At 37.3% G+C, this 14081-nt stretch carries 20 protein-coding genes; 12 read left to right on the forward strand and 8 right to left on the reverse strand.

What is annotated here, in order from left to right; translation table 11 throughout:
- The first annotated feature begins 11 nt into the window (after nt 1-11).
- On the forward strand, nt 12-143 hold the full coding sequence (locus BBROOKSOX_RS05845) for an LpxL/LpxP family acyltransferase (RefSeq protein ID WP_257607785.1): 132 nt from the start codon (nt 12-14) through the stop codon (nt 141-143).
- Nucleotides 144-485: 342 nt separating this feature from the next.
- Here BBROOKSOX_RS05845 and BBROOKSOX_RS05850 read toward each other — a convergent pair whose 3' ends face one another.
- The 5 genes from BBROOKSOX_RS05850 to BBROOKSOX_RS05870 form a co-directional block, all read right to left on the reverse strand.
- The gene (locus BBROOKSOX_RS05850) at nt 486-1157 is read right to left on the reverse strand and encodes a hypothetical protein (protein ID WP_139660300.1); all 672 of its coding nucleotides are present in this window, start codon (nt 1155-1157) and stop codon (nt 486-488) included.
- A complete protein-coding gene (locus tag BBROOKSOX_RS05855; protein WP_139660301.1) occupies nt 1158-1583 on the reverse strand; it encodes a TIR domain-containing protein in 426 nt (141 codons plus the stop codon).
- 279 nt (nt 1584-1862) lie between these two features.
- Complete coding sequence (locus BBROOKSOX_RS05860; protein WP_139660302.1) at nt 1863-2288, reverse strand: DUF4231 domain-containing protein; 426 nt, start codon at nt 2286-2288, stop codon at nt 1863-1865.
- A 9-nt stretch (nt 2289-2297) separates the two neighbouring features.
- Nucleotides 2298-2729: a TIR domain-containing protein gene (locus tag BBROOKSOX_RS05865; RefSeq protein WP_139660303.1), complete on the reverse strand. Its 432-nt coding sequence runs from the start codon at nt 2727-2729 to the stop codon at nt 2298-2300.
- A 291-nt stretch (nt 2730-3020) separates the two neighbouring features.
- Nucleotides 3021-3401 (reverse strand): transposase, encoded by a 381-nt coding sequence (locus BBROOKSOX_RS05870; protein WP_139660304.1) that lies wholly within the window; start codon nt 3399-3401, stop codon nt 3021-3023.
- A gap of 294 nt (nt 3402-3695) precedes the next feature.
- Here BBROOKSOX_RS05870 and cysE point away from each other — a divergent pair, with 294 nt between their 5' ends.
- The 10 genes from cysE to fdx all read left to right on the forward strand — a co-directional run bounded on the left by cysE (nt 3696) and on the right by fdx (nt 10382).
- Complete coding sequence (gene cysE / locus BBROOKSOX_RS05875; protein WP_139660305.1) at nt 3696-4394, forward strand: serine O-acetyltransferase; 699 nt, start codon at nt 3696-3698, stop codon at nt 4392-4394.
- A gap of 71 nt (nt 4395-4465) precedes the next feature.
- A complete protein-coding gene (locus BBROOKSOX_RS05880) occupies nt 4466-4876 on the forward strand; it encodes an Rrf2 family transcriptional regulator (RefSeq protein ID WP_139660306.1) in 411 nt (136 codons plus the stop codon).
- A gap of 1 nt (nt 4877) precedes the next feature.
- A complete protein-coding gene (locus tag BBROOKSOX_RS05885) occupies nt 4878-6092 on the forward strand; it encodes an IscS subfamily cysteine desulfurase (RefSeq protein WP_139660307.1) in 1215 nt (404 codons plus the stop codon).
- 94 nt (nt 6093-6186) lie between these two features.
- Complete coding sequence (gene iscU / locus BBROOKSOX_RS05890; RefSeq protein WP_139660308.1) at nt 6187-6564, forward strand: Fe-S cluster assembly scaffold IscU; 378 nt, start codon at nt 6187-6189, stop codon at nt 6562-6564.
- Complete coding sequence (iscA, locus tag BBROOKSOX_RS05895; RefSeq protein WP_139660309.1) at nt 6564-6887, forward strand: iron-sulfur cluster assembly protein IscA; 324 nt, start codon at nt 6564-6566, stop codon at nt 6885-6887. Before iscU ends, iscA begins: the two co-directional genes overlap by 1 nt.
- Before the next feature lie 14 nt (nt 6888-6901).
- A complete protein-coding gene (gene hscB, locus BBROOKSOX_RS05900) occupies nt 6902-7417 on the forward strand; it encodes a Fe-S protein assembly co-chaperone HscB (RefSeq protein ID WP_257607784.1) in 516 nt (171 codons plus the stop codon).
- Entirely contained in the window at nt 7414-7557 is a 144-nt protein-coding gene (locus tag BBROOKSOX_RS05905) for a hypothetical protein (RefSeq protein WP_180323875.1), read from the forward strand. Before hscB ends, BBROOKSOX_RS05905 begins: the two co-directional genes overlap by 4 nt.
- A complete protein-coding gene (locus tag BBROOKSOX_RS05910; protein WP_139660310.1) occupies nt 7544-8179 on the forward strand; it encodes a zeta toxin family protein in 636 nt (211 codons plus the stop codon). Before BBROOKSOX_RS05905 ends, BBROOKSOX_RS05910 begins: the two co-directional genes overlap by 14 nt.
- A complete protein-coding gene (gene hscA / locus BBROOKSOX_RS05915) occupies nt 8179-10029 on the forward strand; it encodes a Fe-S protein assembly chaperone HscA (RefSeq protein ID WP_139660311.1) in 1851 nt (616 codons plus the stop codon). Before BBROOKSOX_RS05910 ends, hscA begins: the two co-directional genes overlap by 1 nt.
- Before the next feature lie 14 nt (nt 10030-10043).
- Entirely contained in the window at nt 10044-10382 is a 339-nt protein-coding gene (fdx, locus tag BBROOKSOX_RS05920) for an ISC system 2Fe-2S type ferredoxin (RefSeq protein WP_139660312.1), read from the forward strand.
- Nucleotides 10383-10549: 167 nt separating this feature from the next.
- Here the strand turns inward: fdx and BBROOKSOX_RS05925 are convergent, their stop codons facing one another.
- From BBROOKSOX_RS05925 to apbC, 3 genes are all read right to left on the reverse strand, one after another.
- Complete coding sequence (locus BBROOKSOX_RS05925; RefSeq protein ID WP_139660313.1) at nt 10550-11266, reverse strand: hypothetical protein; 717 nt, start codon at nt 11264-11266, stop codon at nt 10550-10552.
- A 90-nt stretch (nt 11267-11356) separates the two neighbouring features.
- Nucleotides 11357-11782, reverse strand: coding sequence for a hypothetical protein (locus BBROOKSOX_RS05930; protein WP_139699579.1), 426 nt, complete (start codon nt 11780-11782; stop codon nt 11357-11359).
- 101 nt (nt 11783-11883) lie between these two features.
- Complete coding sequence (gene apbC / locus BBROOKSOX_RS05935; protein WP_139660315.1) at nt 11884-12966, reverse strand: iron-sulfur cluster carrier protein ApbC; 1083 nt, start codon at nt 12964-12966, stop codon at nt 11884-11886.
- A 69-nt stretch (nt 12967-13035) separates the two neighbouring features.
- Between apbC and metG the strand changes: the two genes are divergently transcribed.
- Nucleotides 13036-14081: methionine--tRNA ligase (gene metG / locus BBROOKSOX_RS05940; protein ID WP_139660316.1), on the forward strand; the 1046-nt coding region annotated here is incomplete at its 3' end.

The following is a 14081-nucleotide window of genomic DNA, read 5'->3' on the forward strand; positions in this document are numbered from 1 at the left end:
AGCCTGTAAACATCCTATCAAGCACAGGCAGGGTAGAGGATGATGTGGCTTTGATGAATCAGGCGATTGAACAGTTGGTTAAAACCAAACCTGAACAGTATTTGTGGAATTATAAGCGCTTCAAAGGCATTATTTGTTATTAAAATGCTATTTTATTAAGCGCATATCGTTCAATTGTATTATCTCGTTCCCAAGCTCCAGCTTGGGAATGCATACTATCAAATAACAACCAACCTCATCAAAAAACCACTCTAATCTCTGTGTCAAAATAATACCAATGCTCTAATAAATCAACACGATCACGCTTTACAAGATTACCATAACTATATGCATTCCCAAGCTGGAGCTTGGGAACGAGACATGGAACCAGAGCCGCCTAATTGAATAAGGGCTTTTAGCAATGGATTCATTAATGAATCATATGTTGGTATTTCTGTCATGTGTTTCCTTATTAAAGCATAATGACTAAGTTCATTGGCTAATAATTATGAGCGCCAGCGAGTAATTAGTCCAGTGCAGCGATTTTTTATATTTTGTATGCTTGATTCATGTAGATAATAGATATATAAAATAGAGTTGATTGTAATTATAAGACAACAGGAAAAATCTATGATTTGATTTATCTCTATGGATTTCATGCCGTTAATCTCGCTCTTTGCCTTTATAATTATAAAGGAAATTATAAAGACTGGGAAAAATACTGTGTAAAGTAACCACACACAATATGAAAATAAAGAGTATTTGCTTAAATATGACTTTCCCTCACGAGTAAATACTTTTGTTCCTGGATAATAACTATTTAGCTTTTCTTCAAGTGTGTGTAAGTACCTATATTGTCGTTCAATTTCAAGTACCACTTGGTAGTATCTTGTAGTAAAACCAAGAAGTAAAAGCCACAGCAGGGTTGAAATAAAATCAGCACTAATTTCTTTACCAAGAAGTAAAAGCCGCAGCAGGGTTGAAATAAAATCAGCACTAATTTCTTTATTTATATAATCACTAACAGTACTTGAAACCATATCGGTAGATGATATAAATACTGCTAATATAACGAGCAATCTATAAAATAGCGTATCTCGTTGCTTTATAGTTGCTTGATGTATACCAAAGGTATCTTTGTAGTGTGAACAAAGATTATTAAACTTTTTTTCTTCCATTTATGCTTCGTTTAACGCTCTGACTATTGATTCTTGTTTGAAGCTCATAGCCCATGTTGCACCTGAATTTAAAAGCTCATCAGGGCTTGTGTTTGTACTCAAAAGTTTTACTGCTACAAGTTTATTTCTATGTTGTTTGCTTTTTGCGACTTCATAATTAAGCCAATTTTTGTACCCAATCTCTTTGTGGTCACTGTGTTGTTTATTTGCCTCTTCGCCGACAAGAACAACTGTATAGTTGGCTTCATTAATTTTTTTAGATAATACTTGCTTAACGACTGATACTGACGAGCTCTTTATTTCATCTGAAGAGAGGTCACTGAAATAAAAATCAAAATTTGGATTTGCATCCCATGCTTTTAGTAGCGCCTTATAACGCTTGTCATTGTCGTAGTCAAAACTTACAAAAACTTTCTTTTTAGCCATGATTTAGCTCCATTTGATGGTTGTTTGAAAATATAATACCTGCATCACTTGATATGAAAAGGAGTGGTTTTTTTGCAGAGCAAAAAAATAACACTTTTCACAATCAAGTAGATGCGGTTGTTAGATTATATCTGATATTTATATGATTTTTGTTAAAGCTTCTTTCAGTGTTTTATATTTACCTCGTTCCCAAGCTCCAGCTTGGGAATGCATACCTCGCTTAGAGGCGTAACTTCGCAAATCACCGGCGCTTTTTTGCGTCCGAGTGAATTTGCTTTGTTATGTACTTTTTACCTTTTCCGCATACCTTGACCACTGGGTATTTTCTTTTGAAATCAGTCCTTCTACTCTCTGTACCAGTTTACAAAAAGAATTATCATTATCGTACGGTGAACATTTTGCTTGAAATAGATGTTTCTCGTGTTTTAAAGTTTCCGCAGTAGTACGGTACTCTATCCAGTTTTCATGATATTTATAAAGTGCAGGCAACCCTGCTGATACGGCAATTATTACGCTCAACAAACCGATTATTATTGAGTAATACGGGACAACGGAACCAATGCCAGCAAGAAACGGGATAATTGCAGCAACAATTATTTCTAGGAAGCGTAACCTTTGAAACCATTTTTGATTCGTTTGACTTTTCTTGCTATACCAAATTATTTGATCGTTCAACCTCTCTTCTATATATTCTTCTTCAGTCATACAAATAATTTAACCTCTATAGAGATTCCATATTGCACTTATGACTGGCTTTTTATTCCAGCCAACTGCTTTATCGGCGTTATCTAAAACAACACCGGACTTTTTCTGTTGCCCGAAAGGATTTACAGCTAATATTGGTTTGTTATAAGTTTTTGAACCCTTAATTTCTTGCTTAATCCATTTACTGTAATTGGCATACATTCCAGATGGGATAACGATGACATGGCTACGGCTTATTTGATTATAAATTGCATTCTTAAGCTGCACATCATTTAAAGCATTGTGAATTGGATTATTTTTAGGAACCGAATAGTCACAAAAGGTTAAAGATGCTTGCCCAACTGACCAGCTTTCTTCAAATATCCAACTTGATAAAATGTCATAATGGTCAGAATATGCCCATGCATGACTTATAAAAATATGGATTTGGTGGTTGCTCATAACAATTTCCTTTACTTATGTCTCATTGTTTTAATGATCCATTTCAAATGTGCTATTAGTATAAGGCATTATTGCCTTGATACGCTGTATTAAAATAAAACCAAGTGCAATCGTTTAGTTTTCAATAAAAATTGTTAATAACATCTAATATTAGGTGTTGTATTAAAAATATGCTAATTATAATCTGCTTATTTTTTTTAACACTGTGGAAATTATAACTTAAAGAAAACAACAAGGTAAAACTTTATTGCAAGAAATGCGGAGGGTTTTACATAGGCAGGGGAATGCATACTACCAAACAACAATCTCAACTCCATCAAAAACCACCTCAAACCCTGTATCAAAATAATTCCGATAACTAGAATAACGCCAATGCTCTGACAAATCAACATAACCACGCTTCACAGGATTGTCATGGATATATTGTATTTTTTGCCTCATCATTCCAACAGTAGAAATGATTTTAGGATGGCAACCCTCTTGCCACAGTTGATAGTGTGTTTGGTTTTTATGTGATTTCTTATAAAAGGCTAGTTGCTCTAAAATAGTTTTAATATTTTTTTGTTGTAAAAAATTGATTATTTTTTTTGCGGTGAAAAACTTAAGGTGTTGAATGTCTTTGCTTAAATTATCACTTTGTAAAATAAAATGCATATGGTTTTCTAAAATCACAAAAGCATTGATTTTTTACCTCGTTCCCAAGCCCCTGCTTGGGAATGCATACTATCAAATAACAACCAACCTCATCAAAAAAACCACTCTAATTCCTGTGTCAAAATAATGCCAATGCTCTAATAAATCAACACAATCACGCTTTACAGATTACCATAACTATATGCATTCCCAAGCAGGAGCTTGGGAATGCATAAGCAGTATTGATAGAATTATAAGTGTTTCAAGGGCGTTATCTGTTATTAAAATGCTACTTGATTAATCACATACCATTCATGTTGTATAATTATTTGGATGAAATTTATTGAAGACATTAGAAGTGTATTTGAGCGTGATCCTTCAGCGAGAAATTCCTTTGAAATAATAACCACTTACTCTGGTGTGCAGGCGATGCTATTTTATCGCTTGGCGCATAATCTATGGCTATTGAAGCTTAAATGGCTAGCGCGTTTTATCTCAATGATTGCTCGGTGGCTAACGGGTGTTGAGATTCACCCTGCAGCAAAGATTGGGCGTCGGTTTTTTATTGATCATGGTATGGGTGTGGTGATTGGCGAGACTGCTGAAATTGGTGATGATTGTACACTTTATCACGGCGTTACTTTGGGCGGTACGACCTGGAAGAAAGGCAAGCGCCATCCGACATTGAGTAATAATGTGGTGATTGGTGCAGGTGCTAAAATTCTAGGTCCTATTACCTTGGGCAACAATGTGCGTGTGGGGTCTAATTCTGTGGTGGTTAAGTCGGTTGATGACGATCAGACTGTTGTTGGTGTGCCTGCACGCCTACTAAAAGACGCTAAAAAACAATCACACAGTTTTGATTCTTATGCGGTCGGTACAGAGGCTGATGACCCTACCATTAAGGCAATTAACTCAATTTTGCTACACTTGCATGATGTGGATTCACAATTACACAAAGTGTCAAAGGAGTTAAATATGAAGGAATACAAGGACAGCTCGGTTAACAATTTAGAAATAGAAAGTAAATAAATTTATTACTTGACTAAAATACTAGGTTAAATGTATAATAGCCTTTCTTTAAAAAAACAATTGAAACCAACATGCAACTAACTACTAAAGGACGCTACGCCATAACAGCCATGCTGGACTTAGCGGCTAACAATGCTGGAAAGCCGATTACCTTGGATTTTATTTCACAAAGGCAAAATATTTCTTTGTCTTATTTAGAGCAATTATTTGCTAAATTGCGTCGTGCAAATTTGGTAAAAAGTGTGCGCGGGCCTGGTGGTGGTTACCTCCTTAATACACAAGCAAAAAACATTAGCTTAACTCAAATCATTGAAGCGGTAGATGAGAACATTGATTTACGCCGTTGCAAAGGAATGAATGCATGCAATAATGGCAAGCAATGTATTTCTCACCAGTTATGGTGCGATGTGAGCAAACAAATTAGAACATTTTTAAACAGCAAAACTTTGCAAATGGTGATTGATAATCACGAAGGACAATAATATGACAATACCTACTTATATGGATTATTCTGCAACTACCCCCGTTGACAAGCGGGTTGCAGAAAAAATGATGAAATACCTAACTATGGATGGCGATTTTGGCAATCCAGCCTCTAATTCGCATTACTATGGCTGGCAAGCCGATGAGGCAGTAAAGACCGCTAGAAAACAAGTAGCAGATTTGATTGGCGCTGATCCAAAAGAGATTGTTTGGACATCAGGTGCAACCGAGTCGGACAACTTAGCCATCAAGGGCATTGCACACTTTTATAAGAAAAAAGGCAAGCACATTATTACGCTAAAAACAGAGCATAAGGCGGTATTAGATACTTGTAGGCAGCTTGAGCGTGAAGACTATGAAGTGACTTACTTAGACCCAATGGCAAATGGCTTATTGGATTTAAATGTTTTAAAAGACGCCATTCGTGAAGACACGATATTGGTTTCTATTATGCATGTTAATAATGAAATCGGTGTCATTCAAGACATTGAGGCGATTGGCAATCTTTGTCGTCAACACAAAATATTTTTCCATGTTGATGCAGCGCAATCAGCAGGAAAGGTGGCAATCGACTTGTCAAAACTACCCGTTGATTTAATGAGTTTTTCAGCACATAAAATCTACGGACCTAAAGGGATTGGCGTTTTGTATGTGCGTCGTAAGCCACGCGTTCGTCTAGAAGCACAAATGCATGGCGGCGGTCATGAGCGTGGTATGCGCTCAGGCACATTGGCAACCCATCAAATCGTTGGCATGGGCGAGGCTTTTGCTATTGCTCACGCTGAGATGGGTGAAGAAAACAAAAGAATTGCTGTTTTGCGTGACCGCTTATTAGCCGGTTTTGTTGATATGGAAGCAGTGGTGGTTAATGGCGATGAGAAACAGCGTATTCCAGGTAATTTAAATATTAGTTTTAACTATGTAGAGGGTGAATCGCTAATGATGGCAATCAACGATATTGCCGTTTCTTCAGGTTCGGCGTGTACTTCTTCGAGTCTTGAGCCGTCGTATGTGTTGCGTGCATTGGGTTTGAGTGATGAATTGGCACATTCCTCTATTCGTTTTACCATCGGTCGCTATACCACTGAAGCCGATGTTGATAAAGCGATTGTTTTGGTGCGTGAAAAAGTAGATAAATTACGCGATTTATCACCACTATGGGATATGTATAAAGACGGCATTGATTTGAGCAAAGTTGAATGGTCTGCTCATTAAAACACAGACTTTTATCCAGTGAATAGCTTGGCTAATCAACTTTTTTGAACGGGTATAATTAAAATAACAATAAGATTTTTTTAGGAGAAATAATATGGCATATGGTGAAAAAGTATTAGACCATTACGAAAACCCTCGTAATGTTGGCGTTTTAGATAAAGACGCTAAAAATGTCGGCACAGGTATGGTCGGTGCACCTGCTTGTGGCGATGTGATGCGTTTACAGATTCAAGTGGATGATAATGGCGTGATTGAAGAGGCAAAATTCAAAACTTATGGCTGTGGTTCTGCTATTGCCTCAAGTTCACTTTTAACCGAATGGGTTAAAGGGAAAACTTTGGATGAAGCAGCGCAAATCAAAAACTCAGACATCGCAGAAGAATTGGCACTTCCCCCTGTTAAAATTCATTGTTCAGTCTTGGCTGAAGATGCAATTAAAGCAGCCATTAGTGATATTAAATCTAAGGCGTAATGGCAATTACTTTGACAGATACTGCTGCTGAGCGCGTGGTTGGCTTTTTAGCCAATCGTGGTTCAGGGTTGGGTATTCGTCTATCTGTACAAACCACTGGCTGTTCTGGCTTAGGCTACAATATGGAGTTTGTTGACAATGCGAATAGCGACGACACTGTTTTTGAAGACAATGGGGTTAAAGTGATTATTGATGCAAAAAGCTTGATTTATTTAGATGGCACCGAAGTGGATTTTGTTAAAGAAGGGTTGAATGAAGGCTTTGAATTTAACAATCCAAATGCTAAAGCTGAATGCGGCTGTGGCGAGTCGTTTACAGTCTAATTTTTCCATATTGAATGATGCAAAACTATTTCGAGTTATTCTCGCTAAAAGTTGATTTTGCAATAGATTTAAGTGCTTTAGAGCACACTTATCAAACGCAAATTGCACAATATCATCCTGATAAATTTGCCACAGCAGACGATAAAAAAAAAGTTACAGCCATACAGAACACTTCGCTAATTAATACCGCCTTTGACACACTAAAGTCGCCATTATTGCGTGCAACTTATTTGTTAGAATTACAAGGTATTAATGCATTTGACGAGAAAGACACGCAAATGGATGTGGATTTTCTGATGAGCCAAATCGAGCTTAGAGAGTTATTAGAGGCGATAAAAACAACAAAAGATGAGATGGCTTTAGAGGATTTTATTGTAGATATTACGGGTAAGGTAGCGCAAAACATTGAGAAAATTCAACACTTATTTAAAGTGGATAAATTCAACAAAATTAAAAACCTAGTTAGAGAATTGAAGTTTTATACGCAATTAAACACACAGGCAAATCAATTAATGGATGAACTATTATGAAAAAACAAGTATTTGATAAAAAAGAAAAGTCAATCCTTGAGTTGGATAAATTGTTTAAAGGTGTTGGGAAAGATGCTGAGATTGCCAATCAGAAGGCGCTAAAGAAAGCCTCTAAGACAAGACAGAATGCGGAAAAATAAGCCAGTATTAATTGTTGTTGCAGGGCCTAATGGGTCAGGTAAAACCACAATTACTGAGCGCTTGTTAACGCATTCTTGGACAGATAATGCAACACATATTAATCCAGATATTATTGCACAAGAGCAATTTGGCGGTTGGAACAATAAAGAAGCTGTTTTAAAGGCTGCTAACCATGCAGAAGAGATGCGTCATAATTGTATTAAAAACCAACAAAATTTTATCTTTGAAACAGTTTTTTCAACCCAAGAAAAGTTAGATTTTATTCAACAAGTGATAGATGCAGAATATTTTGTTAGATTGTTCTTTATTGCCACTGACAGTTATAAAATTAATGAAGAAAGAATTAAGATTCGGATGCTAAAAGGTGGACATACTGTACCAGCAGAGAAGATTAAAAGTAGATACAGTAAGTCTATTGATAATTGCTCAAAGGTTATCAATCTAGTTGATAGAGCGTATATTTACGACAACTCCATTGATGGAAAAGACCCTGAGTTATTATTTAGAGCAGTTAAAAATAACGGTAAACATGGGATGAGGTTTTACAAAGGGCATAATTCTTGGGCTTGGGGTATACATAACACAGCATTTGATAATATTCTTAATCAGGTTGCAGGATAATGGCACTCTTACAAATTTCAGAACCTGGGCAAGCAAGTGCACCACATCAGCATAAATTAGCTATTGGCATTGATTTAGGCACGACTAATTCTTTGGTGGCGTCGGTACAGAGTGGACAAAGCAAGGTATTGACAGATGAGAATAATAAAGCGATTTTGCCTTCGGTGGTGCATTGTGGCAAAGACAACAAGCTAACCGTGGGTTGTGATGCTTGTCCTTATGCAAAAACGGACCCAACAAATACGATTATATCGGTTAAGCGCTTTATGGGTTTGAGTTATCAGGAGGTTAAAGCCTTTAAAAATTGTCCGTATAACTTGGTGGAAAATGGCAATAATGTACAATTCCATACGGCAATGGGAAATTTATCTGCTGTGGAAATTTCAGCAACAATCCTAACCTCACTTAAAGAGCGTGCAGAAAAATCGTTAGGTGGTGATTTGATGGGTGCTGTGATTACCGTACCTGCTTATTTTGATGATGCACAACGACAAGCCACCAAAGATGCAGCGACATTAGCAGGGTTAAACACCTTAAGATTGTTAAACGAACCAACGGCAGCAGCAGTGGCTTACGGCTTAGAATCGGGTGAAGAGGGGGTACACGCTGTGTACGACTTAGGGGGCGGAACCTTTGATATTTCAATTTTAAGTTTTCAAAAAGGCGTCTTTAAAGTACTTTCTACAGGCGGTGATTCTAGTTTGGGTGGTGATGACTTTGATCAGTTAATTATTGATGATTGTATTAAGGTGTTAAAGTTAGGTGATTTAACACCAACGCAAATACAAAAAATTAAGCAGTTTGCACGCACCGCTAAAGAAACCCTAACGGATAATGAATTTGCTGAATTTAATTGTATAGAAGCCTCATATCGCATTAGCAAATCAAAGTTTGAATCTTTGTCTGAGGCGTTGATTAAGCGCACGCTACTACTCACTAAGCGTGCATTGAGAGATGCCCAGATTACTATAGATGAGGTTAAAGATATTATTATGGTTGGCGGTTCGACGCGCATGCCATTAGTGAGAACGATGGTTAGTGATTTATTTCATAGACCGGTTTTATGCAGTATCAATCCTGATGAAGTGGTTGCCAAAGGCGCTGCTATTCAGGCGAATTTATTGGTAGGCAACAAGTCACAAGATGACATGCTACTCTTAGATGTTTTGCCCTTGTCATTGGGTTTGGAGACCATGGGGGGGTTGGTAGAAAAAGTAGTGCATCGTAACACCACTATTCCAATTGTCCGTGCACAAGAATTCACCACCTTTAAAGAGGGGCAAACCGCAATGAGTATCCATGTTTTACAAGGTGAGCGAGAGTTGGTTAAAGATTGCCGTTCATTGGGAAAATTTGAACTTAGAGGTATACCACCGATGGTGGCAGGTAATGCGCGTATTCGTGTTGAGTTTCAAGTGGATGCCGATGGCTTGCTTTCTGTGAGTGCCACCGAGCAAACTTCAGGTGTTAAAGCTGATGTAGACATTAAACCTGCTTATGGGTTGAGTGATGGTGAGATGGAAAAAATGCTAAAAGACTCCATTTTATTTGCACAAGAGGATATCAAGGCTAGACAATTACACGAAATGCAAGTACAAGCCGATAGAACCATAGAGGCGATTGATTCTGCACTCGCCAAAGACAAAGACATGCTAGATAAGGCGATGCTTGATGATATTATGCACGCTAGAGCGCAATTAGAAGCAGTTGCTCAAGATACAGATGAGACAATAATTAAAGATAAGATAGACAACCTTGAAGCGATCAGCGCTAAGTTTGTAGAAATACGCATGAACAGCACCATTATCAAAGCTATGCAGGGTCATAATGTTGAAGAATTTCAAGAATAGGAGTAAAAAATAAAATGCCACAATTAATTATATTGCCACATGAAGAGCTTTGCCCAGAAGGCGTTGTTATTGAAGTCGAAAAAGGCATTAGTGTTTGCAATGCATTACTTGCAAATGATATAGAGATAGAGCACGCTTGCGAGATGTCAAATGCTTGCACCACTTGTCATATCTATGTACGCGAAGGCTTTGATTCCATTGCAGAATCTGATGAAACAGAAGATGATTTATTGGATAAAGCGTGGGGTTTGGATCCTGATTCTCGTCTGTCTTGTCAAGCGATTGTTGATAATGCCGACCTTGTCATCGAGATACCAAAATACACCATCAATCAAGTTTCCGAAAACCATTAAACTACCGGAGACCTTTGCATAAATAGAAACAATCATCAGAAATCCACTTTTCACCCACTTGGCGATTTTTTAAACCCAGCCTTAGCTCTGCTAGGACAAGGTTTAAAGAAATCACCAATTTGGCAAAAATTGGATTTTGCTAATCATCCCTATTTATGCAAAGGTCTCTACTGGTATTTTTTTTTGAATTTCTCTAAAATATTTTTTCGATTTCTTAACCATATTTTATTGGGCATAAAAGTAGGCTTTAATAAAATCTCTTGAGTGGGCTTTATGGCTATATTTTTCCCTATATAATTTGAGTTTTTTACTTCTTTTTTCTCTAATTTATCATACTGTTTCATCGCCTTTACCCAATCAATGCTACTACACAGCCAAGGATCTCCAAGACGATTTTTATGCCTATTCTCTAAGAGAATAGCAAGTTCAACCCCTTTACTCTTCTTTTTATAATCTTTCAAAATGAAATTTTCTATTTGCCGCCACTCTGTATATTTTGTTAAAGAATTTTTTTTATGCCTACATCTGCTAAAGTCCATTGTTAGCCTTAATTTAGCGCCTAACATTATTGCTTTGGAATAATCTTTTCGACTAACTTTTGCTAAATAAAGTGAGTAGAGTGTCAAATATCTAAATGTTTCATTGCGTTCTAGGGTTTTATTTCTCAGCCAATCCAAATAAGGGATAATTTGTTTAGAGGTTTTAATTAATTTCAAATCGTTCATTAATTTCTCAAATAACTCTACTTTTCTGTCGATTTTATCAAGGGTGTTTAATTGCTGAAATATATCCTTATAGTCTTTTGTTTCTTTAATTGATTGAGCGCAACTGACAATAGACAGTTGCATTGTCAATAAAAAAATTAGTTTAGCGTAGGTTTTCATGTTCTCCACTGTATCGTTAAGCAAAGATTTTATTATAAGTGAAATTGGAGTTAAAGTTTAAAAATAATTAGGATCAGAGTGTTATTTATTCTAAAGCTTTAAAAATTTACTGATAAATCCTTGTTTTTCAGGAGGCTGGTCGAATTTCCTCACCACATCAAGCGGTTGGATTTTGGATAGTAGCCATTGTGGAATCGGTGGGTGTTCGCTACTGCCACAAGTTTTCCCTAGATTGTTGGGGTGGAATATTTTGACAAAATTTGGGTTTTTTAAATCATCAACATAGACAATACCGCAGTAGCGTTCTTGGTGCTGTGTTTCAATAATAAATTTAATCGATTTGAGTTGTGCAACCAAACGCTCAGCATTAATTGTCGCTACTGGTAATACCGCAGTGGTATCGTAAAGATACCAGTCGTCTGCAGGGTTGCTAATGAGTGTATCAAACAAAGCATTACAATCATCCCACTGCATTACACCAATAAAACGACTTTGGAATTTATCCAAATAATTCATGAAAGACGCACTTTAACATTCGTAATTATCATGACAGCGAAAAGCCAGACTAGTATTTATATAAGCGAGACTGCCGATACTGAAGAATAAGAAAACCAATGCTATTCAATCGTGATACTTGGGAACGAGCTTAATGCCTTGTCTTGTTGTGTGAGTTTGGCTGATACTTTCTTAGCAATCTCTTTATAGATTTGTGCAATTCTACCATCTGGGTCTTTAGCAACGGTTGGCGTGCCTTCGTCTACATCGGTTCTAATGTCTATTTCTAAAGGTAGAGCACCCAAAAAGTTAACATCAGCGTCTTTAGCCATTGACTCACCACCACCAGTACCAAAAATCGCTTCTTCGTGTCCACATTTGGAGCAGATATGGAGTGACATATTTTCAACAATACCTAAAATTGGGATGTTGACTTTTTCAAACATTTTCAGACCTTTTTTGGCGTCTAATAGCGCAATGTCTTGCGGTGTGGTAACAATAACCGAGCCACTGACTGGAATTTTTTGTGACAGCGTTAATTGCGTATCACCTGTGCCAGGTGGTAGGTCGATAATCATATAATCCACGCCACGCCATAAAGTATCACGCAACATTTGCTCTAAAGCCTGTGTGACCATAGGACCACGCCAAATCATTGGATTTTCTTCGTCAACCAAATAGCCGATTGACATACTTTGCATACCATGACCTAAGATAGGGAGTAATTTACCTTCCCCTGTTTGCTCAGGTTTGAGTTTAGAGACGCCTAACATTCTCGGCTGAGAAGGGCCGTAAATATCTGCATCTAAAAGCGCTACTTTTGCGCCTTCTGCTTGTAGTGCAAGGGCTAAATTAACGGCTGTTGTTGATTTGCCAACGCCGCCTTTGCCTGAGGCAACAGCAATAATATTCTTAACTTCTGGTAGAATCTCTACGCCTTTTTGTGTAGAGTATTTGGCAATTTTTGTCTCAATATTAACACTGACATCTTTAATGTCAGCCGTTGATAATGCACTTGTAATTGCATCTGTTAGTGTTTGATGATAGCTTTGCGCTGGATAGTTTAGGAGGATATTAACAGTAACTTTATCACCGTTGATTTCAAGGCTATCTAGTGCATTTGAAGAAACAATATCTTGCTCAGTATAAATATCTACAACACTTGTAAGAATTTTTTCAATTTGGTCTTGGGTTAAATCTGCCATTGTTGCGTCCAATTAAGTAAAATGTGCTATTTTATCGTATAACTGTATCAGTTAACCCTAATATTAATGATGACATCAAGAAAAATCCTTGTTACTTCAGCGCTACCGTATGCTAATGGTGAGATTCATTTAGGGCATCTACTGGAATATATTCAAACCGATATTTGGGTGCGTTTTCAAAAGATGATGGGCAATGAATGTCATTATGTCTGTGCAGACGATGCCCATGGTACGCCAATTATGCTAAAAGCCAACGAACTTGGTATTACCCCAGAAGCATTAATTAAGGATGTGAGTGAGCGTCATCAAGCAGATTTTAAAGACTTTTTCATTGGTTTTAGTCAATACCATTCAACGCATTCACACGAGAACAAGACCATTTCAGCAGATATTTACAATCAGTTAAATGCTGCTGGGTATATTAAAACACGCACTATCTCTCAGGCGTTTGACCCTGAGAAACAAATGTTCTTACCCGATCGGTTTATCAAAGGCGATTGTCCAAAATGTGGTGCAGTTGAGCAATATGGTGACAACTGCGAGGTGTGTGGTGCGACTTACTCATCAACAGAATTAAACAACGCAAAGTCGGCCATATCAGGCGCAACGCCAATCACCAAAGATTCTGAACATTATTTCTTTGATTTGCCACAATTTGAAGCGCAACTCAAAGAATGGACGAATGCAGGGCATTTACAAGATGAGGTTAGTAACAAGCTTGCCGAGTGGTTTGAACAGGGCTTGAAACAATGGGATATTTCTCGTGATGCACCGTATTTTGGCTTTCAAATACCAGGTGTAGAGGGTAAATACTTCTATGTTTGGTTGGATGCGCCTATTGGTTATATGGCAAGTTTTAAGAAGTTGTGCAACGAACAAGCCATTGACTTTGACGAATACTTTAACAAGGATTCTAAAACTGAACTGTATCACTTTATCGGCAAGGATATTGTGTATTTTCATGCGTTATTTTGGCCAGCAATGTTGATGGGGTCTAATTATCGCACACCAAATGCAATTTTCGCACATGGGTTTTTAACGGTTAATGGGCAGAAAATGAGTAAGTCTCGTGGCACATTCATTCAAGCAAGAACTTATCTAGAGAGCCTAAATCC

It is taken from the genome of bacterium endosymbiont of Bathymodiolus sp. 5 South (assembly GCF_900128535.1).
Taxonomy (GTDB): domain Bacteria; phylum Pseudomonadota; class Gammaproteobacteria; order PS1; family Pseudothioglobaceae; genus Thiodubiliella.

Bases quoted from the DNA above. Each gene is read 5' to 3' on its own strand.
- BBROOKSOX_RS05850 (WP_139660300.1), bottom strand. From the start codon at position 1,157: ATGGAAGAAAAAAAGTTTAATAATCTTTGTTCACACTACAAAGATACC.
- BBROOKSOX_RS05855 (WP_139660301.1), bottom strand. From the start codon at position 1,583: ATGGCTAAAAAGAAAGTTTTTGTAAGTTTTGACTACGACAATGACAAG.
- BBROOKSOX_RS05860 (WP_139660302.1), bottom strand. From the start codon at position 2,288: ATGACTGAAGAAGAATATATAGAAGAGAGGTTGAACGATCAAATAATT.
- BBROOKSOX_RS05865 (WP_139660303.1), bottom strand. From the start codon at position 2,729: ATGAGCAACCACCAAATCCATATTTTTATAAGTCATGCATGGGCATAT.
- cysE (WP_139660305.1), top strand. From the start codon at position 3,696: ATGAAATTTATTGAAGACATTAGAAGTGTATTTGAGCGTGATCCTTCA.
- BBROOKSOX_RS05880 (WP_139660306.1), top strand. From the start codon at position 4,466: ATGCAACTAACTACTAAAGGACGCTACGCCATAACAGCCATGCTGGAC.
- BBROOKSOX_RS05885 (WP_139660307.1), top strand. From the start codon at position 4,878: ATGACAATACCTACTTATATGGATTATTCTGCAACTACCCCCGTTGAC.
- iscU (WP_139660308.1), top strand. From the start codon at position 6,187: ATGGCATATGGTGAAAAAGTATTAGACCATTACGAAAACCCTCGTAAT.
- iscA (WP_139660309.1), top strand. From the start codon at position 6,564: ATGGCAATTACTTTGACAGATACTGCTGCTGAGCGCGTGGTTGGCTTT.
- hscB (WP_257607784.1), top strand. From the start codon at position 6,902: ATGATGCAAAACTATTTCGAGTTATTCTCGCTAAAAGTTGATTTTGCA.
- BBROOKSOX_RS05905 (WP_180323875.1), top strand. From the start codon at position 7,414: ATGAAAAAACAAGTATTTGATAAAAAAGAAAAGTCAATCCTTGAGTTG.
- BBROOKSOX_RS05910 (WP_139660310.1), top strand. From the start codon at position 7,544: ATGCGGAAAAATAAGCCAGTATTAATTGTTGTTGCAGGGCCTAATGGG.
- hscA (WP_139660311.1), top strand. From the start codon at position 8,179: ATGGCACTCTTACAAATTTCAGAACCTGGGCAAGCAAGTGCACCACAT.
- fdx (WP_139660312.1), top strand. From the start codon at position 10,044: ATGCCACAATTAATTATATTGCCACATGAAGAGCTTTGCCCAGAAGGC.
- BBROOKSOX_RS05925 (WP_139660313.1), bottom strand. From the start codon at position 11,266: ATGAAAACCTACGCTAAACTAATTTTTTTATTGACAATGCAACTGTCT.
- BBROOKSOX_RS05930 (WP_139699579.1), bottom strand. From the start codon at position 11,782: ATGAATTATTTGGATAAATTCCAAAGTCGTTTTATTGGTGTAATGCAG.
- apbC (WP_139660315.1), bottom strand. From the start codon at position 12,966: ATGGCAGATTTAACCCAAGACCAAATTGAAAAAATTCTTACAAGTGTT.